This window comes from Aquitalea aquatica (assembly GCF_013911085.1).
GTDB classification, from domain to species: domain Bacteria; phylum Pseudomonadota; class Gammaproteobacteria; order Burkholderiales; family Chromobacteriaceae; genus Aquitalea; species Aquitalea aquatica.
Genome location: NZ_JACERN010000002.1, coordinates 1 through 385 on the forward strand (window position 1 = coordinate 1; position 385 = coordinate 385).

At 73.0% G+C, this 385-nt stretch carries 1 protein-coding gene; it reads right to left on the reverse strand.

All coding sequences use genetic code 11. The annotated features are described in order from the left end of the window. Nucleotides 1-385 (reverse strand): type II secretion system F family protein (locus H2Z84_RS00860; protein ID WP_181834289.1); only part of this gene is annotated, 385 nt, incomplete at both ends.

Below are 385 nucleotides of genomic sequence, written 5' to 3' on the forward strand. Positions count from 1 at the left end.
GAGGAGTACGGCGCGACGTAGGTCGGGTTGACGATCCGCAGGCCGAAGACGACCACGAGCGAGAAGACGACGACAATCTGTGCGGAGCGGCGCGTGGCGCTGCGCCCGGCGGAGACGCGCTGGCGCATCTCCACCTCGGCACGAGCCGCCTCGGACAGCGAGGTCAGCACCTGTCGCAGGCCGGGCCCGCGCAGCCGGGCGTTGAGGATCAGTGCCGCGACCATGAGGTCCGCGCTCGGGTCGTCGAGTTCGTCGGCCAGGCGCTGGAGCGCGGTCGCCAGCGGCATCCGCACGCGCAGCCGGTCGACCAGGAGTCGCAGGTGCGGCTGGATCGCGGGCGAGGCGGCGTAGACGGTGGCGGGGATCGCCTGCTCGAGGCCGACGG